This is a genomic window from Helicobacter cinaedi PAGU611, from assembly GCF_000284635.1.
In the GTDB taxonomy this organism is placed as follows: Bacteria; Campylobacterota; Campylobacteria; order Campylobacterales; family Helicobacteraceae; genus Helicobacter_C; species Helicobacter_C cinaedi.
Genome location: NC_017761.1, coordinates 453,977 through 473,696, shown reverse-complemented (window position 1 = coordinate 473,696; position 19,720 = coordinate 453,977). Strand labels below are relative to the sequence as shown.

Below are 19,720 nucleotides of genomic sequence, written 5' to 3'. Positions count from 1 at the left end.
TTAGTCTCTACCCAAACACCCTTTTGAATATAGAATCCACATTTTTTGTGTAGTAGCTAAACTCAAAACATTCGCGGATTGCCGCTATGCCGATAAGCCCTACAAGTTCGCTATCCGCTAAAAGATATTGTAAATAAAGCGATTCACCCTTGTCATTTACCGCCGCTTTGCCTTCCTGCAAATCACCCCAAACTTTCATCGCATTTCTTTGCACGATTTTATAGGCATCTTCGCGTGATACGCCTTTTTTAGGTAGCTCTAGTAAGATTCGTTGTGAAAACACAAGCCCACCGGTGAGATTTAGATTTTTCATCATATTTTTAGGATACACCACTAGCTTTTCAAGCAGCCCTTTTAAACGCATTAGCATAAAATCTGTGGTGATAAAGCTATCAGGTAAAATAAATCGCTCCACACTACTATGGCTGATGTCTCGCTCGTGCCACAACGCGACATTCTCCATTGCGGGCAGGGCATAAGTGCGTATCATTCTGCAAAGCCCCGTGATATTTTCACTCAAAACCGGGTTTCGCTTATGGGGCATAGCAGAGCTTCCCTTCTGCCCAGATTCAAAATACTCTTCTGCTTCATAGACTTCTGTGCGTTGCAAATGCCGCACCTGTAGTGCGATTTTCTCACAGCTACTAGCCAAAAGGGCTAAATCACTCATAAGCCTAGCGTATCTATCCCTCTGTATCACTTGATTACTCACAGGGGCGGGTTTTAGCCCTAACTCTTTGCAGACGAGTTCTTCTAACTCCATAGGCGTATGAGCGAGATTCCCCATTGCCCCACTTAGCTGCCCCACAGAGATGACTTCAAGCGTAGATTCTAACGCCTTTAAATGCCGCCCTAGCTCATCATACCAAATCGCCAAAACTAGCCCAAAAGTGATAGGTTCTCCGTGGATTCCGTGGCTTCGCCCCACCATTAGCGTGTCTTTATACTGATATGCACGCACCTTTATCGCCGATCTTACCTGTCTTATATCATCTAAAATAATCTTTAAGCTATCTCGCATTTGCAGTGCCACTGCGGTATCTATGCAATCACTAGAAGTGATCCCATAATGCACCCACCGGCTCTCCTCTCCCAAGCTCTCCGCCACAGAAGTGGTAAAGGCGATTAAGTCGTGTTTGGTAACAGATTCAATCTCATCAATCCTAGCGATGTCAAATTTCGCGTTTTTGCATATCTTTTCACAATCGCTATCGGGGATTAGCCCTAGCTTATTCCAGCCACGCACTAACGCCTTTTCCACTTCAAGCCAAGCAGAATATTTGGCATTCATATCCCATAGCTTTTTCATCTCTTCTCTTGCGTATCGCTCTACCATTTTTACTCCTTCATCATTTGTTAAATCTATACCGCGTTATACCCGCCTTTGTGGAGATAATTATAATGAATCTAAGCTTAATATGCTACAATCGCGGATTTGAAACAATATTGAAAACGACAAGTGTAAAATCACAAGCCCAAAGCTAGATTCTACAATGATAAGGATTCCTATGAATACTCCTTTAAATATCGCCCTTTTACAGCTCCCGCCACTCTCCCCAACCGACACGCGACTGCATCAATACCTAGGTGCGTGCAAAAAGCAAAAGGTTAGCCTTGTGGCGTTTGGGGAATATGTCTTTAACCCATTTTTTAGGGAGTTTGATAAAAATCATTCTAAAGAGATGATAAGTGCCATTTCGCATAACGCCCTAAACACGCTACAAAAACTAGCCAAAAAATACAAGCTTGATATTATCGCTCCATTGCTACTTGGCGAAAATGGAGATGGTGGGAATGGCAAGCTTTATAAATCTATTGTCCATATCAGCAATGATGAGAAAAACTCCATACATATTTATCATCAACAACGCCTTATTACCTATCCACACTGGAATGAAAAGAAGTTTTTTAATAATAAGCTTCCAAAATCCCCCAAAACACCCACTGTATTTGAGAAATGTGGGCTGAATCTTGGCGTGATTAGCGGCTTTGAAGCACATTTTGATGAACTATGGCTAAGGCTTAAGAATGCTAAAGTAGATGTTGTGATTATGCCTTGTAGCAATACTTTTGGCTCCAAAACACGCTGGAGAAATCTCTGCTCTATGCGTGCTTTTACAAACTCTATGGCACTTTTGCGTGTCAATCGTGTAGGCAGTGGCGTGTATGATGAAACGCAGTGGCAATTTTATGGCGATAGCTTGTTTATTAACGCCAATGGCGAGATTGAGGAAAATCTTGGCGATAAAGAGGGAATGCTACTTGTAAGTATTGAAAAAGAGCAGATTCTAAACGCACAAAAAGAATGGGGATTTAGAATCTAAGAAATGTGCTATAATGGCTCATCTTATTTCAAGGACACAAGTGCTGCAACAAAGTAATCATCAACCTTTACAATCCACCCCGCAAGATTCCACCCACGACTCTATCAAAGATTTTATCAAGGACGCCACGCCAGAATCTAGTTTAGATTCTATAGAATCAGAATCTGCACCAAGAGAAGAACGCACAATAAAAATCATTCTAGGCGTAGGCATAGCCCTTATTTTTGGCATTATCGCAGCAATTTTAGCAAGGGTGTATCTTGGGGCTTCTTTTAAGGTTTCAGCCCTGCTTGGCATTATTGCCTTGCTTGTTACACTTTGGACGAATAAAGCCCTGCCACTAGGGGTTGTCTCACTTCTGCCTATTATTCTTTTCCCAAGCTTTGGCATACTTGATACCAAAAGTGCCACGGAAAATTACGCCAATCCCATTATCTATCTCTTTTTGGGCGGCTTTATGCTAGCCACCGCCACAGAAAAAATCGGACTTCATAAAATCATCGCCAAAAAGTTTTTCTCCTTTTTTCCGCAGAATCCAAAGGGCGTTATCTCCGCACTTGGACTTGCTTCTTGTGTGCTTGGCACAGCTTTATCAAATTCCACAACCGCGATTTTGCTTCTACCCATTGCCCTATCAATCACGCAGGATTATTTTCTTAAAATGCGTTTTTTACTTGCTGTGGCATTTGGAGCGAGTATCAGCGGGATTACAACGCCTATTGGCTCACCGCCGAATCTTATTTTCCTAGGATTCTTAGAAAAGCTTGGCTTTGATAGCATAAGCTTTACCACTTGGATTTTTATGATGGCTCCGCTTACTTGCCTTATGCTTTATACGATGATTTATATCCTATCTTTTGGCACACAAGGTCATAGCGTGGAGTTTAAAGCATTTGAAAATATACAAGTTCGCACTGAACACAAGCGGTTATTATTTTTCATCGCTCTTTTGCTTGTTGTGCTGTTTTTAAACTCTCCCATTAAGCCTTTGTATGATGGCTTGGGGCTAAATGAAAATGTGATTTTACTAGCCTTTGGGCTACTGATGTTTGTGCCAAAGCTTGGGTTTTTGGATTGGGATGATTCTAAATCTATCCCTTATGAGCTGATATTTTTGTTTGGTGCGGGGTTTTGTATTGCCACTGCCTTTTCTCAATCCGAGCTTGGTGGAGTGTTTGAAGGATATTTTATGCAGTTTGCAAATTTGCCATTTTTTGTATTTTTGCTTCTTGCTTGTGTGTGTGCGATTATCGCCACGGGCTTTTTAAGCACAACGGCACTTATTGCTATTTTACTGCCTATCATTTATACCGCTACGCAGTCGTTTTTGGTCGCAGATGAGCCGACAATCACAATGCTTGCGATTACTATTTGTGCGAGTTTTTCTTTTATGATTCCTATCTCTACACCGCCTAATGCCATAGTCTTTGAAAAAGGCGGTATCAAAGTGTTGGATATGGTGCGATTTGGATTCTTGCTAAGTGTTGTGGGGATTGTGGCTGTGAGTATCTTTGCCTTTGCGTATTGGCGGTGGTTTTTAGAGTAGGCAAATAATTTTATGAAAAAAGATAATATCAATTAATTATAAAATGATAGAATCTGGCCGCTTTGCTAGTCAAGGTTAAGATAAACTTTACTTTTTTAACAAACAACAATTAGGAGCCACGATGAAAAAGGTTTATTTAGATAACAATGCCACGACAATGCTAGACCCTAGCATTAAGGCATTGATGGAGCCTTATTTTTGCGAAAAGTTTGGGAATCCAAATAGTTTGCATAAATACGGCACAGAGACGCACCCAGCGATTGCTGAAGCCATAGAGAAGCTATACAAGGGCATTGATGCGGACGATAATGATGATATTATCATCACTTCTTGTGCGACAGAGTCAAATAACTGGGTGATTAAGGGCGTGTATTTTGATGAGATCGTGAAAAAGGGCAAGAAGCATATTGTTACCACAGAGGTGGAGCACCCCGCAGTTAGGGCAACTTGTAGCTTTTTAGAATCTTTGGGTGTTGAGGTTACCTATCTGCCCATTAACGCACAAGGCACAATCACTACCGAGCAAGTGCGTGAAGCCCTGCGTGAAGATACCGCACTTGTTAGCATAATGTGGGCGAATAATGAGACCGGGCTTATTTTCCCTATTGAAGAGATTGGTGCATTATGCAAACAAAAAGGTGTGCTTTTCCATACTGACGCGGTGCAGGCTATCGGCAAGATTCCAGTCAGTGTGAAAAAGGTAAATGTGGATTTTCTAAGCTTTTCAGCACATAAGTTTCACGGACCAAAGGGCATTGGCGGCTTGTATATTAGAAAAGGTGTGGAGCTTACCCCGCTTTTACACGGCGGAGAGCATATGCGGGGCAGACGCTCTGGCACACTCAATGTCCCCTATATCATCGGTATGGGCGAGGCGATGAAGCTTGCCACAGACTACCTAGACTTTGAGCTTACACAAGTTAGAAAGCTTAGAGATAGGCTAGAAGACGCACTTTTAAGCATACCTGATGTGTTTGTCGTTGGCACAAGGGAAAATCGTGTCCCAAATACGACACTCATTAGTGTGCGAGGTATTGAAGGTGAGGCAATGCTATGGGATTTAAACAAAGCTGGTATTGCTGCATCAACGGGCAGTGCGTGTGCGAGTGAAGACTTGGAGGCAAATCCTGTAATGGTAGCCATTGGAGCGGATAAGGAACTAGCCCATACAGCTATTAGAATCTCTCTTAGTAGATTCACTACAAGTGAAGAGATTGATTATACTATTGAAGTGTTTAAGAAAGCGGTGGGGAGACTTAGGGCGATTTCTAGTAGTTATGAAAACTAGATTCTAAGACATTCGCATTTGGGTATGCGATTTGTGCGATTATGGGGATTTTAGGATAGTCATTACCGCTTTAGGTAACTCCTACCCTAAAATCCCCATAAAGCCCACAAAGCCATACAGCAACTGCTAGAATGTGGGTTTTGTGTTGTGTTTTTGAATAAAAGCGAATTTTATGTTTTTATCTCAAAGATAAAGATACTTCCGCAATGTGTTTTGATGTGCTAGATTCTAGAATCTAAGCGGTAAAATTTATACAACAAAAAAAAGGAAAGAAAATGGCAAAGAATGATTTAATCGGTGGTGCGTTATGGGACGCATATTTTTAATGAGAAATTTGCGATTATAGGGCAAAAGATGACTTTTATAGATTTTTGTAGTGGTATTGGCGGGGGGCGTTTGGGGCTAGAATCTTGTGGTTTGAAATGCTTGGGTTTTAGTGAGATTGATAGGGCAGCCATTAAAACTTACAAAACTTTTTTTAATACTTCAAATGAGCTAGAACTCGGCGATTTAACGCAGATTAATCCACAATCTTTGCCTGATTTTGATTTGCTTATTTCTGGTTTTCCTTGTCAAAGCTTTAGCATTGTTGGCAAAAGAGAGGGCTTAGAGAATAAAGAAAAAGGGCAGATTATTTTTTATCTTGCTGAGATTCTAAAGGCTAAACAACCTAGCTTTTTTATCTTAGAAAATGTTAAAGGCTTATTTAATCACAATAAGGGGCAAACGCTAAAAGAGATTCTAAAACTTTTAGAATCTTGTGGCTATCAAGTTTTTCATAAGCTTTTAAATAGCCTTGATTTTGCCTTAGCCCAAGCTAGAGAGAGAGTATATTTTGTAGGGATTAGAAAGGATAAAAAGCGTGATTTTAGTTTTAGTCAAAGAATGACAAAAAAAGCATTAAAAGAGTTTTTAACGCCCAAACAAGATAACATTTTTAGCAGAGATTCGCAGAGTTATCAAACCTTTTTAAGATTTTTAGAAAACAAATATAATAAAGGCAGATTTGATTTAACACAGATTTTAGATAAAGATTTTTTAGTGCTTGATACAAGACAGAGTGATTTAAGATTGTATGAAAACAAGATTCCAACACTAAGACGAGATAGGCAAGGACTTTTTTATGTTTTTAATAAAGAACTTTATCGCTTAAGTGGTTTAGAGGCTTTGAGATTGCAGGGCTTTGAAAAAATTCAAAAAATAGAGTTAAAAATTAAGCACTTATCGCAAAATGATATTTTAAGACAATGCGGAAATGCAATGAGTGTTAATGTTATAGAATCTATCGCCAAAGATTTATTATGTAATGACGGCAAGGGGGCATAAATGGATAAAGTTAAGCTTGGCTCACAAACCGCAAAAAATGGATTCAAAAATGAAGCTTTTGTTGTGGCTATTTTTAATAATTGGCAAAATGAGATTCTAGCTCAAAAGTGGCTTAAAGCTATGGGCTATGACTTAGAATCAATAGAAGAAGTAAAAGCAGAAAAAATCAAAGGTAGTTTTAAAGCCGATGTGCAGATAGTAATTTTAGTGCAGATTAAATTACAAAAATTGCAAGATGTGCAAAATATCCAAGTAAAACTTGTTTCTAATAATCAAGGTTTCAATCAAATTGATAAAAGATGGCTTACTTCCTATAATGAATTGTGGAATTTTCCTAAAGATATTTATGAAATTTTGCAATATTTTGTTGGTGAAAAAGAGCCTAAAATAGAGAATCCAAAGGATAAAAGGCGAATGTTTTTTAATGAATTTTCACAAAAAGAACAAGATAAGATTCTAAACTTTTTTAACGAAAACAGGATTCTAATTTTAAACGATATTTTAAAAGGTAGAGGGCAGTTTGCAAGCGAATGGTTTTTGGTAATTTTGAGACTAGAAAGCAACATAGAATGGGTGCTAAAACCTATCAATGAAGTGATAAATTTTTATGGCGGTGAAGTTATGTTTTCTCCACAAAGAAGCCTTAAGATTGGTAAGGTTACTATGCAAAGAAAAGGTGGCGATGGTGGCAGAGAAAGTGCGAAAATGTTGCAATTTAAGATTAATCCCCTGTTACTTATGCAAAAATAAGCAACTAAACCAAATTTGAAAGGAAAGTTAAACAAAAACTTAGCAACACAAGATAAAGTGTTACTAACTTTTTGTTTAAACATAAATTTGAAAGGAAAAGAAAATGGCAAAGAATGATTTAATCGGTGGTGCGTTATGGGACGCATATTCAAACAAAGTAAGTGAGAGAATGGATAATCCCACACATTTAGGCGTTTTGACACAAAAAGATGCTGATGAAAAGGGAGCAAAACTCATCGTAGCAGACTATGGCGCGGAAGCGTGTGGCGATGCGGTGCGGCTGTATTGGCTTGTGGATTCTGATGATACAATCATTGATGCGAAGTTCAAAAGCTTTGGCTGTGGGACGGCGATTGCAAGTAGCGATATGATGGTAGAACTCTGCCTTGGCAAAAAGGTGCAGGACGCGGTAAAAATCACAAACCTTGATGTAGAGCACGCCTTGCGTGATGACCCTGATACACCGGCTGTCCCGGGGCAGAAAATGCACTGCTCTGTTATGGCGTATGATGTGATTAAAAAAGCAGCGGGGATTTATCTAGGCAAGGACGCAGCGGACTTTGAGAGTGAAATCATCGTGTGTGAATGTGCGAGAGTTAGCCTATCTACCATTAAAGAAGTCATCAAACTAAATGATTTAAAAAGTGTAGAAGAAATCACAAACTACACAAAAGCAGGGGCGTTTTGTAAAAGCTGCATTAAGCCGGGCGGACACGAGGAAAGGGAGTATTATTTGGTAGATATACTTGCTGAAGTCAGGGCTGAAATGGATAAAGAATCTATGAAAAAAGTCGCTGATAAAGGCGGAGACATCGCATTTGCTGAAATGACAATGGTGCAAAAGGTAAAGGCGATTGATAAAGTGATTGATGCCAATATCCGCCCTATGCTTATGATGGATGGGGGCGATATGGAGATTTTAGACATTAAGGATACAAGCGATGGATTCATTGATGTGTATATCCGCTATCTTGGGGCGTGTAGCGGCTGTGCGAGTGGGGCAACAGGCACATTGTATGCCATAGAATCTGTGTTGCAAGAGCAACTAGATTCTAAAATCCGCGTTTTGCCGATATGATTGAAGTTAGTTTCTAGCAAAGCTTTGCTTGTGGCTAGAAACTAGCTTCACTAAGATTTTTGGATTAAAACCCTTGCGAATTTTTCTTTTCCATTGATGTGTGGCATATATTTCTTGTTTTGGACAATTATATATCCGCATTCTAACACTCCATTGAGAATCTGCCTTGCCGATACCCCAAAGGGTTTATCATAATCATTTGGAATATAATTTTTATCCACAGATAAAATATTATCATCATCAAATCTTTTATACACATCTGGAATCTCATCAAGTGGCATAAATTTTAAGCGTTTGATATTAGGGCGATCTTTGATAGGAAAATTTGTAAAAAAATGCCCTGCTGCCTCCACGGCAACTCTCTTTGGATTGAGATACCAATCCACCCGCGTATATCCCGCCCACGCCTTTTTATCCATAAAATAAGGAATAAAAGCGGTGGTTACACAATTTGTAATATTTGAGATAATGATAAATTTCTTTTGACTTCTTATTAGAATCTGCCAATACTCTATCGCACGAGAAAAGGGCGGATTTGTGCAGACAATATCCGCTTCTTCGTTTAGAATCCTTAAAGATTCTGTCTCTTCAAAGCCGCCATTATAGCCCTTTGGCGTGTCAAACATCTCATTTGCACCATCTTTGGTAAAAATATAGCCCTTTGTCCCTGCGTTAAACAAATCCACCTTGCCACTATAATGTGTGCAAATGAGCTTTTTAAGCTTTAGTCTAAAAAAGTGTTTTATGAAATAAAGTGCGAAGGCTGATGAGTCTGTATAGTCGCGTTTTGAGCCTATGGCGTCATCGCAGTTACAAAAGACGACTTTGTCTTTCCATATTTTTGTAGGATACATTGAGAGCTCTTTCTCCACATCTTCCATACGCGTATAAAATTCATCGTCCTTTACTCTCATCGCCTTATCTAGCAAAGTCTTTCTTGTAACGCCCCTGTCTTTCATACTTGGTTTGGGTGTTTTTGGTTTAGCGATTTTTGGCTTTTTAGATTCTTTTAGCACGATTTTTTTGAGAAAATGCTCACTCGCATAGATAAAATCCACATACATATCAAAAAGACTTGGATTATAAAAGTAGATTTCTCTGTTTGTCTGCTCTCTTAGATGAGCGAAGTTATTTTTAATATCCTGCTCTAAGGCTCTCATATTGCTCACTTCAGCAGCAAAGAGAATGCTATAAGTATTATCGCTTGATATGCCTGTGATGGCGTTATATTCTTTCAATCGACGATTAAGGTCATTTGTAATGCCTATTTTACATTTACTTACTTCAAGCTGCGATTGCACAATGTAGAGATATTGCTTCATCTATGTCCTTTGTATTTTTGCGATTTTTAAATAGGAATTATAGTAAAGAAAAAATGAAAATTTGTTTTATAAAAAGCTCTTATAGGTTTTTATAAATATCTCAAGTATCACATTTATCGTGTTTTAGGGAACTCCACGCGAATGCTCGTGCCAACTCCAAGCTGACTTTTTAGCTCTATTTTTGCATTATGAATCTTAGCAATATGCTTTACAATTGATAGCCCTAGCCCACTGCCGCCAAGCTTCTTACTGCGGCTCTTATCCACGCAATAAAACCGCTCAAATACCCTTTCTTGCTCTTCTAGCGGTATCCCTATACCTGAATCTTTCACGCACACACTCACACCTTGGGCGTTTTGGCTTAAAAGTAGCGTGATTTGACTTTTCTCATTGCTGTATTTAATGGCATTTTCCACAAGGTTATAAATCATATCTTCAATTAAAGAGCTAATGCCCCAAATCTTACTTTCACGCCCATTAATGCTAATAACAATCTCAATGCCCTTCTCATCAGCCAAAGGCTTAAGATTCTTACTCACCCGCTTTAGAATCTCGCTCAAATCAAGCGGACTTTTCTCTAGCTCAATGGTATTTTCATCAAAAAATGACAAACGCAGAATCTTATCAATCAATGTCAATAAACGATTAGATTCTGTATAAATTTTTGTAAGAAACTCCGCTTCATCTTCTTTCTTCACAAGCCCACTTTTTAGCATTTCACTACTTGCTAGGATAATGGCTAAGGGCGTTTTTAGCTCGTGGGTAACATTTGCGCTAAACTCTTTTCTAAAATCTTGGGCTTGTTTTTGTGAGCTTTTATCAATAAGCACCATTGCGATGGCTTGGAGCTGAGTTTTTACCCATACAGGCAAGGCAATAACATATAAAGTGCGTCCCTTTATCTCGCATTCAAAACTACAATCGCTACCCTCTGTATTATTTTGGGGCTTATTCATAATATTTTGTAGTTCGGCTTGTAATGTCGCTAAATGTGGGGATTCAAAAAGTGTATCAATAGAATCTATCTGCAAATATTCAAGGGCGATATGATTGTAAGATTTAATACAAGCCTTGCTATCAAGGAGCAAAAAGCCCTCATTCATATTTTGGATAATCGTCTCAATCTCGTGCTGTCGTGCGTTGATAATGCGGAGTTGCTTTTTGATTTTTTTCTTTTGCTTGGCAATGCGTTGCATAAAGATTTGAAGCTCTGGGTAGGGATTTGTCTGTATGGGCAAAGAAAGATTAATATTTTCAATAGGCTTAATGATTTTCTTACTCAAAATTGAAGCCAAAATCCCGCTTAGTGCCAAGCCAAAAAGAAGTAACACACACAAATAGGGCAAAAAGTCAAAAAGCACAAGGCTTAAAGCCTTTTTCTGCTCACTTAAACGCACGATGATGTTTTGCGAATCTACACTCATCATTGTGGCGACATAGAGTGTTTGCTCATTGAGTGTGGCAGATTCTCTTTGGGTGAAAATGGGCTTGTTCGCGTGAGCTGCAAATTGTGTTAAAACATCTTGGACTTCTTGTCGCCAAAGATGATTATCCATAGATTCTACTTGTGCCTTACTATCATAAAGCACTTGACCTTGCGTTGAAATCAGCGTAATACGATATGGAGCAGGAAGAATATTTTCCCTTTGGGACAAAATCTCTTGTATATCATCAGTATTTAAATGCCTAAGCGTGTAGTGTAATCTCTCAAAGCTTTGTGATTTAATAAGATTATCAAGGATAAAAGCTACACTCAGCACACTTAGAATCTGCACACTTAAGATACCTAAAAAAATCGCATAAAAAATCTTTTTTTTCATTTTCCCCCTTTGTGTGAATGAAGCTTATGCTATGCGTTTGTATTAAACTGATACCCCACACCGCGTATTGTTTTGATATGTTTGCCATACTTGCCAAGCTTTGAACGCAAGGTGTTAATGTGAATATCAATCGTGCGTGTCCCAGAGATATTATACCCCCAAATAATTTCAAGCAACTCTTCTCTGCTAAAAACACGATTAGTAGAGCTCATTAGCAATCCCAAAAGCTCAAACTCTTTTAATGTGAGATGTAAAGATTCTCCGCCTATACTCACGCTATGGATTGTTTTAGAGTATTTCAAATCGCCATAACTCATCTCACAATCATTCTGCGTATGGCTTCTACGCAACAACGCTTTAATTCTAGCAATAAGCTCCAAAGCACTAAAAGGCTTGGTAAGATAGTCATCAGCCCCGCCATCTAGCCCCTTAATCTTATCAAACTCACTTCCAAGTGCGGTTAGCATTATCACGGGGATATTTTTGCTCTTATGATTTTGACGCATTTTGTGTAAAACACTTAGCCCATCTTCTTGAGGCAGCATCACATCAAGCACCACGCAGGAAGGCGATTCCTTTGCCATAGCTTCCCAAAATTCACTCGGCAGACTAAAGCCCTTTGCCTTTAAATTTGCAGAGTTTAACGCATACAGCACAAGACTCAAAATCCCCTCATCATCTTCAAGTATAAAAATCACTTTATATCCTTTATGTAACGCATAATTATAGCTTACGCATACGCCATCGCACTGATATGATCAGCAATTTTTTCAAAATATTTTGACAGCATAAGAATCTCAAGCCACCAATGTGCGTTGAGATATGAATCTTGTAGCTTTTGGGCGATCTGCTCTTTCATCTGTCTAAAACAAGAATCCATAAGATTTTCAATCTCTTCTACGCGTTGAATATTAGAATCCTTAAACGCATCAAACATCTCAAAAAGTAAATTTGCCATTTTTTCTAGCAAGTCAAGCATACATTCCTTTGGCATTTGAGCGATAATCTTAGCACTATTGAGTGAAATCTCACCCATACGCCGCAAATCGTGAATCTGCTTAATAGTCCGTGTGATAAACTCCAAATCCTGTGCTACGGGCTGTTGCTTTAAAATCAACATTTCACAGGAGTGAAAAATATCCTTCTCCAGCGTGTTTAATCGCTCCACAATAAGCTCCATTTCTTCTAAACTTTTTGTGCTTTGAAAATCCGCTCCATAATGCAGTGCATCGCAGGAGAGAGTAAGCATTGTATTAAATTGTGCTTCTAAGTCATTCAGCTGTGCTAGGTAAATATCTCGCATTATCCAAACCTCCCTGTAATATAATCTTGAGTTTTCTGCTCTTTTGGTGAGCTAAAAATCTTATCCGTGGTGTCAAACTCTACAATCTCGCCCATAAGGAAAAACGCCGTCTTGTCAGATATACGCGTGGCTTGTTGCATATTGTGCGTAACGATAATAATGGTGTATTTTGTTTTTAACTCATTGATGAGATCTTCAATCTTAAGCGTAGAGATAGGGTCTAATGCTGAAGTTGGCTCGTCCATCAAAATCACTTCAGGCTGCACGGCTAATGCCCTAGCGATACATAGTCTTTGCTGTTGTCCGCCACTTAGCCCAAGGGCTGATTTATGAAGCCTATCTTTGAGCTCTTCCCAAATATTTGCCCCCCTTAAGCAAGATTCTATAATCTCATCAAGTTCAGCCTTTTTCTTAATGCCGTGTGTGCGTGGTCCAAAAGCGATATTATCATAAATACTCATAGGAAATGGATTTGGCTTTTGAAACACCATACCCACGCGTTTTCTTAACGCATTCACATCGCAGTTTTGATAAATATCCTGCCCATCAAGCAAAATCTTACCTGTAATCTTACAGCTTGGCATAAGGTCATTCATACGATTAAGGCTTTTTAGGAGTGTAGATTTACCACAACCGCTAGGTCCTATAAACGCACTCACTTCATTACGCAACAAAGTGAGATTAATATTTTTCAACGCGTGAAAATCCCCATAATGCAGATTCATATTGCTAATATCAAAAGTTACATTATTCATTTGTGTTCCTTATTTGAGTTTATTAGGATCAAAAAATCGTGCCAACATATTAGAGATAAAATTTATCCCTATGACGATGACAAGCAAAATGACAGCCGTGGCGTAGGCTTGCTCCATATACTGCCCTTCACTTAAAAGCGCATACATATGCACACTTAGCGTCCGCCCAGAATCTCCAATATCCGCTACCTGTGCCACCGTCCCCGCTGTGTAAAGCAAAGCCGCACTCTCCCCAACAATACGCCCAACGCTTAAAATCACTCCAGCTAGAATCCCGCTTATCGCACAAGGTAAGATAATCACAAAGATTGTCCTAAGCCTCCCAGCCCCAAGCCCAAAAGATGCTTCCTTATACAAAATCGGCACTGCTTTTATCGCCTCTTGTGTATTTCGCAAAATAAGCGGCAATACCATAATAGCAAGTGTCAAAGCCCCAGCCAAAAAACTAAAGCCAAAGCCAAAATAAATAACAAACGCCAAATAGCCAAATAGCCCATACACAATGCTTGGAATCCCAGTGAGTGTTTCAGCTGCTACAACGATAAGTCTTACGGCACGAGATTGAGAGTTTGCATACTCTTCTAAGAAAATCGCTCCAAAAATCGCTACGGGTGTAGCAATAAAAAGGGAGAGCAAAACCATAGTGATTGTATTGATAATTGCTGGCATCATTGAGACATTTTCACTTGTGTAGGTAAGCTCAAATAATTTTGGACTAAGGTAACCCACACCATTATATAAAATGTAGCCAATGATAAAGGCAAATGTCGCCACACTCGCAAATATCGCTAAACGCACGATGATATAAAAAAAGAGTGAAAGCCCATCTTTCTGCCTTAGCTCCTGCCATACCTTGCTTAGAGGTGAAAAAATACTTTTTGGTTGTGTCAAACTGCTTTGCCGTGTTTGATTCAGTGCTATTTCACTCATTAGTGTTTCTCCCTTTTTAATACGCTAAAACACAGATTGATAAGCAGGATAAATACAAATAACACCACGCTTGAAGCGATTAATGCCTCTCTATGTAAATCCGCAGAATACCCAAGCTCAAGCACAATATTAGTCGTTAGCGTTCTCACGCCATCGCTTATAGATTCAGGGAATATGGGCTGATTCCCAGCAATGACGATAACCGCCATTGCCTCTCCAATAGCTCTTCCCACACCTAAAATAATACTTGCAAGCACCCCACTTTGAGCCGCCTTTAGCATAACAAAAAACACGACCCTTTCCTTACTCGCTCCAAGGGCTAAGCCCCCTTCTAAATAAGTCTCACTTACAGCCTCAAGACTTGTTTTTGACACAAGCACAATTGTTGGCAAAATCATAATGCCTAGCAAAAGCGAAGCGGCAAGTAGCCCTTTGCCGCTTGTGCCAAGAATATGTGCCAAAAAAGGCACAATCACTATAAGTCCAAAAAATCCATACACAATACTTGGAATCCCAGCTAAAAGCTCCACCGCAGGAGTGATAGCAATTTTAACTTTCTTACTTGCAAAAAAGGCAAGATAAATGGCTGATAGCACCCCACAAGGCACACCAAAGGCAATGGCAAGTGCGGTTACATAAAGGCTGCCTATAATCATAGGAGCAAGACCAAAAATCTCCGCATTTGGCTCCCACAAATCCCCAAAGATAAAATCCACAAAACCAATCTCGGCGATTGTAGGAATGGCATTAGCAAACAAAAAGATACAAATCATACCAACAGCCAACACACAGCCAAACGCACAAAGGGCAAAAAGCCCTTGCATTGATCTCTCCATAAACACAGACTTAAAACTTGCTGCTTGAATCTTTTCCATTTTATTCCTTATTGCATTTTAGATTCTATATAGATTCTAAAATGCTTTTTTAGTGTTGGCATCATAAAAATATTTTGTAAAATCACGCAAATTCAAATGTAAAGAAAATGTAAAATCAAAAAATCACTTAAAATGAAAAGTTTGAAAATAGCCTAAAATATGTGAGTTTAACCCTTTGGAGTTTTGTAAAGTCTCTAAAGGGTTGGGAGAAAAAGTGTGAATCTTACTTTCAATCAAGCAAGATTCTAAAGAAGTTAGGGGAAGTTATTTTACTTCGCTCCATTTTGTTGTTTTACCTTCAAAAATGGCTTTTACTTGCTCTGGTTTAAGAGAGCTAAGAGCATTTTTTGGATTGACAATCACCGCAAGTCCGTCAATAGCAAGAACTTTAGCTTTTAAGCCTTTGCTTAGCTCACTCTCTTTAAGCTCTCGGCTTACCATACCAATATCTGCAATACCTTCAACCGTAGCATTCACACCTGTTGTTGAATCTGATTGTTGAATCTCAATTTTAGCTTTTTTGTTTTGTTTCAAATAGGCTTCTTTGAGTTTCTCCATAAGTGGTGTTACAGAGCTTGATCCAGCAATAACAATCTTGCCTTCAGGATTCTTAGGCTTAAAGCTTTTTGCATCAGTTGGGATATATCCTGCTTTTGTAACGATATCTTGTGCCTCTTTAGAAGTCGCAAAGCCTAAAAAATCATCAGCTAACGCATTATCTTTAAGTGTAACAACATTGAAAGGGCGAGAAACAGGGTATTTCTTACTCTTTACATTTGCTGCATTTGCTTCAACACCATTAATTTGAACTGCTTTCACAGATTTGTTAAGTGAGCCAAGTGAAACATATCCAATGGCATTTTCATCTTTTGAAACCGTTGTTAGCATAACGGCTGTTGAGTTTGTAATCTCTGCTTTTTTAGAGATCGCATCTACCTTTTTATCTTTCACCTTATTAAATACTTCAAAAAGCTCAACAAAAGCACCCCTTGTGCCAGAGCCATCTTCGCGTGAAATAGGATGAATATTATCATCAGCACTTACAGAGCTAACGCCCATACCAAGACCAGCTAAAGCAACAAAGCCCAAAGCCAAAAATTTATTTGTTAGTGTAGTTTTCATAGTTTTCCTTTATGGAATGATTTCTGTCAAAGGTTTTGACACTGGCAGTGTAAAAAATCTATGTAAAAAATAGCATTTTACAAAGTAAAAAAAATGTAAAGAAACGCAAACAGCCCAAATAAGCCTTTTTATATGTTTTTATGAAAGTTTTTATAGATTCTATGCTACATTGCATAAGAATTTACAATAGAATCTACACAAGGAGAGAGCAATGCGACTAAGCGACACGCAGAAAAAAGAGATTTTACAAAAAGCAAAGGTGATTGTTATTGTTGGGCTAAGCCCAGATTCAAGTAAGCCTAGCTACCAAGTGGGCGAGTTTTTGCTTCAAAAGGGTTATGATATTGTGCCAATCTACCCAAAAGGCGGAGAAATTCTAGGCAGAAAGGCTTATCCCACATTGCAAAAGGCTTTTGAAGCCCTAGCAGAAAAAGGCGTGAAATGCGATATTATTAATGTGTTTAGAAAAAGCGAAGCTTTGGGCGAAGTAATGCGTGAAATCTTAACCCTGCAAAATCTTAGCTCATTTGATTTAAATCATCTTTGCGTGTGGGTGCAGCTAGGACTTTACAACACAGAATCTGCTAACCTTGCTAGAGAACACCACATCGCCTATGAAGAAGATAGCTGCATTAAGCTAGAGTATCTTAGGATTATAGAATCTTAAATTGTGTGTGGTTTTTGTGCTTTTACCTGATAAGATTCTATAAAATTATCAGCTTTTAAAGATTTTCCTAAAGCTTTATCTCAAAGGGGCAAAACGCGGTGAAACAACAGAGATTTGCTAAGATTTTTATTTGGCTTTTCCATCTCACTTATTTGCGTGAGACAAGGCTTATTGCGTGGCGTGATATTTTCCCGCAAGATTCTAACTCTATGCCACAAGATTCTAGACTAAGATTGCAAGATTCTAATCCCACACATTGCCAAACTACGCAGAATCCACAAAGCCCACAAACTTCACAGATTCTAAAAGCCCCAAAAATCTTGCCCTATACAAAAGCTATAAGGCTAGATTCCACACATCGTTATCTTGCTTTGCTTTCTCATCGCAATGGTGCGCTTGATGGGTGGGTATATGGGCGATTTATCCCGCGATTTGTTTTTATGATGGCAAAGCAGCTGCATAAAATTTGGTGGCTTAGAGTGATTTTCCCGGGCATTGCCATAACACGGCAAAAAGATGACCCACTGCATTATAAAAAGGCTAATCTCAATGCACTAAAAACCTGCGTTCAAGCCCTGCAAGATAGGCAGATTCTCTGCATTTTCCCCGAAGGCACAAGCTCACTAGGACATAAGCACCTGCCCTTTGAGCAAGGGGCTGCAAGACTAGCGATGATGAGCCAAAAAGCTTCCCAAAAAGTCCATTTAGAAGTTGCATCGCTCCACTCTCCCCTTTATATTCTGCCTATGAGTGTTTTTTATGATGATCCTACATTACTTGGTGGCAGGGCGTTTGTAGTATATAATGAGCCTTTTATCTGTCCGCAGGATATGGATACAGAACATCTCCACGCACTTTTTAGCCAAAAGTTAGAGCAGATTTTACTTGAATATGACAGCCAAGAATCTCAAGAAACAGCACATTTTCTAGCAAGTTTCCTAAGCTCAAATACGCCCTTTACAGACTATTATGGCAATCTCATTTGGTTTCATTCCCTACAACAAGCCCAAGATTCACAGCTTTCAAAGCTTATACATCTCACTCAAACCTACCGCAAAACGCCCCTGCCTACACTTTATAAAAACGCTCCCATCTATCCACAAAACTTTTTGCTTAGCCTATGGACTTTTAGCATTTGTCTGCCTATTGTAGCCTTTAGCTTTTTACTGAATCTCCCACCCCTGCTTTGTGGGAATCTTGTGGCAAAACTTTTTGCAAAAGAGAAACACACCATAAGCTTATGGAAAGCCATAGTAGGCTATGGCGTGGGCTTTTTGTGGTGGGGTAGTATATGTATTATAAGTGGAATCTGCGGGGCTTTTGGCGTGTTTGATAAGCTCCTTGATAAGCTCCTTGCCACCTTGCATATAGGATTTTTTGCAGGGCTAGATTCTGCTTTTTTAGATTCTATACTCGGCTGTGGGCTTGGAATCTTGCTTAGTCTTATAGCCTACTCTTTTGGGATATGGGGGCTTAAACTCTATGGGGCGTTTAAAAAGCACGGCATTGCCCTTTATAATGCTATGTTTCATCGCAAAAAATTCACAATGTTTAAGCAGTTTAAAACAAAACTTTTAGAGATGTTAGCCTAATGCCCTTTGTCAATACGCCCTATCATATTAAAGAGCCTATTTTAGCGTTTTTGTGGCTTATGCGTGAGCGTGGATACACCCAAGCCAACGCCCAAAAAGCCCTTGATAAACACCGCTTAACACAAGATAATCGCCCCATAAGCAAAGCGGAAAAGATTTATGGGAATGTTATGCTAAGTGAGTTTGTGCCAAGCTCCATTCCGCACCTAGCGGATATTGAGCCACTTTTTTATAATGATGATTTTGCCATCTATGACAAACCGCATAACCTTTTAACCCACCCCAAAGGACGCTTTTTTCACTATTCACTGAACGACATTCTTAAATCCCGCTTTGGCATACAGGCAAATGCCCTGCACCGCCTTGATAAGCAAACTGGTGGGCTTGTGCTATGCTCCATTAACCCAAAAAGCAAGAAAGCCCTAGAATCGCTTATGCAAAGTCGTAGCATTGCTAAAAGCTATTGTGCGATTGTGGAAGGCAGAGTAAAAGCGGAGATTCTTATCAATGAGCCGATAATGACACAAAAGCATAAGGGGGATTTAGCTATTAAAAGTATCGTGAGTGAAAAAGGCAAAGAAAGTCGCACACTTATCCGCCCACTAGCTTACTATAAAGATTCTACACTTATCCACGCCCTAGCCCTTACAGGCAGGACACATCAAATCCGTCTGCACTGCTCCTACATAGGACATAGAATCTTAGGCGACCCACTCTATGGCGTGAGTGAAGATAAAAGCAGATTCTACCTTGAAGCACCAAATCTTAGCCCAAAAGAGCATAAAGCCCTTTTTGATGCTCCTTTTTTATGTCTTAATGCCTATGCTCTGCGTTTTAGCTTTCAAGGGAGTGATTATCATTTTAAGAGCAATGCTCCATTTAGCTTTATGCCACATTTTCAGGGCTTTTTCCAAAGTCATACTTTCTTGTAGCCTTGCTTTTTTTCATTCAAACCTTGCCGCTGTTTTTTTGTTGTATAATACAAGCTCTATTCTCAAAATAACCCCAACATTTAGGAGCTT

General features: G+C 39.2%; 18 protein-coding genes. 9 read left to right on the top strand and 9 right to left on the bottom strand.

The window, feature by feature from the left end; all coding sequences use genetic code 11:
• Positions 1–7 precede the first annotated feature (7 nt).
• Positions 8–1,336, bottom strand: coding sequence for an adenylosuccinate lyase (gene purB, locus HCN_RS02300; RefSeq protein WP_014666428.1), 1,329 nt, complete (start codon positions 1,334–1,336; stop codon positions 8–10).
• A 172-nt stretch (positions 1,337–1,508) separates the two neighbouring features.
• Here purB and HCN_RS02295 point away from each other — a divergent pair, with 172 nt between their 5' ends.
• The 6 genes from HCN_RS02295 to HCN_RS02270 all read left to right on the top strand — a co-directional run bounded on the left by HCN_RS02295 (position 1,509) and on the right by HCN_RS02270 (position 8,312).
• Entirely contained in the window at positions 1,509–2,324 is an 816-nt protein-coding gene (locus HCN_RS02295; RefSeq protein WP_014666427.1) for a carbon-nitrogen hydrolase family protein, read from the top strand.
• Positions 2,325–2,364: 40 nt separating this feature from the next.
• Positions 2,365–3,870 (top strand): SLC13 family permease, encoded by a 1,506-nt coding sequence (locus tag HCN_RS02290; protein ID WP_014666426.1) that lies wholly within the window; start codon positions 2,365–2,367, stop codon positions 3,868–3,870.
• A gap of 121 nt (positions 3,871–3,991) precedes the next feature.
• Positions 3,992–5,158: a NifS family cysteine desulfurase gene (locus HCN_RS02285; protein ID WP_014666425.1), complete on the top strand. Its 1,167-nt coding sequence runs from the start codon at positions 3,992–3,994 to the stop codon at positions 5,156–5,158.
• 354 nt (positions 5,159–5,512) lie between these two features.
• Entirely contained in the window at positions 5,513–6,484 is a 972-nt protein-coding gene (gene dcm, locus HCN_RS02280) for a DNA (cytosine-5-)-methyltransferase (protein ID WP_002957043.1), read from the top strand.
• On the top strand, positions 6,485–7,234 hold the full coding sequence (locus HCN_RS02275) for a PDDEXK family nuclease (RefSeq protein ID WP_014667520.1): 750 nt from the start codon (positions 6,485–6,487) through the stop codon (positions 7,232–7,234).
• 103 nt (positions 7,235–7,337) lie between these two features.
• Positions 7,338–8,312, top strand: coding sequence for an iron-sulfur cluster assembly scaffold protein NifU (locus HCN_RS02270; protein WP_014666424.1), 975 nt, complete (start codon positions 7,338–7,340; stop codon positions 8,310–8,312).
• Between the two features lie 50 nt (positions 8,313–8,362).
• Here the strand turns inward: HCN_RS02270 and HCN_RS02265 are convergent, their stop codons facing one another.
• From HCN_RS02265 to HCN_RS02230, 8 genes are all read right to left on the bottom strand, one after another.
• A complete protein-coding gene (locus HCN_RS02265; RefSeq protein WP_014666423.1) occupies positions 8,363–9,634 on the bottom strand; it encodes an adenine-specific methyltransferase EcoRI family protein in 1,272 nt (423 codons plus the stop codon).
• Between the two features lie 113 nt (positions 9,635–9,747).
• Positions 9,748–11,454, bottom strand: coding sequence for a sensor histidine kinase (locus HCN_RS02260; RefSeq protein ID WP_014667519.1), 1,707 nt, complete (start codon positions 11,452–11,454; stop codon positions 9,748–9,750).
• A gap of 29 nt (positions 11,455–11,483) precedes the next feature.
• Positions 11,484–12,152: a response regulator transcription factor gene (locus tag HCN_RS02255; RefSeq protein WP_014666422.1), complete on the bottom strand. Its 669-nt coding sequence runs from the start codon at positions 12,150–12,152 to the stop codon at positions 11,484–11,486.
• A 32-nt stretch (positions 12,153–12,184) separates the two neighbouring features.
• A complete protein-coding gene (locus HCN_RS02250) occupies positions 12,185–12,757 on the bottom strand; it encodes a phosphate signaling complex PhoU family protein (RefSeq protein WP_002957049.1) in 573 nt (190 codons plus the stop codon).
• Complete coding sequence (gene pstB, locus HCN_RS02245; protein WP_014666421.1) at positions 12,757–13,512, bottom strand: phosphate ABC transporter ATP-binding protein PstB; 756 nt, start codon at positions 13,510–13,512, stop codon at positions 12,757–12,759. Before pstB ends, HCN_RS02250 begins: the two co-directional genes overlap by 1 nt.
• Positions 13,513–13,521: 9 nt before the next feature.
• Positions 13,522–14,442 (bottom strand): phosphate ABC transporter permease PstA, encoded by a 921-nt coding sequence (pstA, locus tag HCN_RS02240; RefSeq protein ID WP_014667518.1) that lies wholly within the window; start codon positions 14,440–14,442, stop codon positions 13,522–13,524.
• On the bottom strand, positions 14,442–15,317 hold the full coding sequence (gene pstC / locus HCN_RS02235) for a phosphate ABC transporter permease subunit PstC (protein WP_002957052.1): 876 nt from the start codon (positions 15,315–15,317) through the stop codon (positions 14,442–14,444). Before pstC ends, pstA begins: the two co-directional genes overlap by 1 nt.
• A 264-nt stretch (positions 15,318–15,581) precedes the next feature.
• Positions 15,582–16,439: a substrate-binding domain-containing protein gene (locus tag HCN_RS02230; protein ID WP_002957053.1), complete on the bottom strand. Its 858-nt coding sequence runs from the start codon at positions 16,437–16,439 to the stop codon at positions 15,582–15,584.
• Between the two features lie 211 nt (positions 16,440–16,650).
• On the opposite strand from HCN_RS02230, the gene HCN_RS02225 reads away from it, so the two are divergent.
• The 3 genes from HCN_RS02225 to HCN_RS02215 all read left to right on the top strand — a co-directional run bounded on the left by HCN_RS02225 (position 16,651) and on the right by HCN_RS02215 (position 19,630).
• A complete protein-coding gene (locus HCN_RS02225; protein WP_002957054.1) occupies positions 16,651–17,106 on the top strand; it encodes a CoA-binding protein in 456 nt (151 codons plus the stop codon).
• Between the two features lie 98 nt (positions 17,107–17,204).
• The gene (locus tag HCN_RS02220; protein WP_014666420.1) at positions 17,205–18,698 is read left to right on the top strand and encodes a 1-acyl-sn-glycerol-3-phosphate acyltransferase; all 1,494 of its coding nucleotides are present in this window, start codon (positions 17,205–17,207) and stop codon (positions 18,696–18,698) included.
• The gene (locus tag HCN_RS02215; RefSeq protein ID WP_002957056.1) at positions 18,698–19,630 is read left to right on the top strand and encodes an RluA family pseudouridine synthase; all 933 of its coding nucleotides are present in this window, start codon (positions 18,698–18,700) and stop codon (positions 19,628–19,630) included. Before HCN_RS02220 ends, HCN_RS02215 begins: the two co-directional genes overlap by 1 nt.
• The last annotated feature ends 90 nt before the right edge of the window (positions 19,631–19,720 follow it).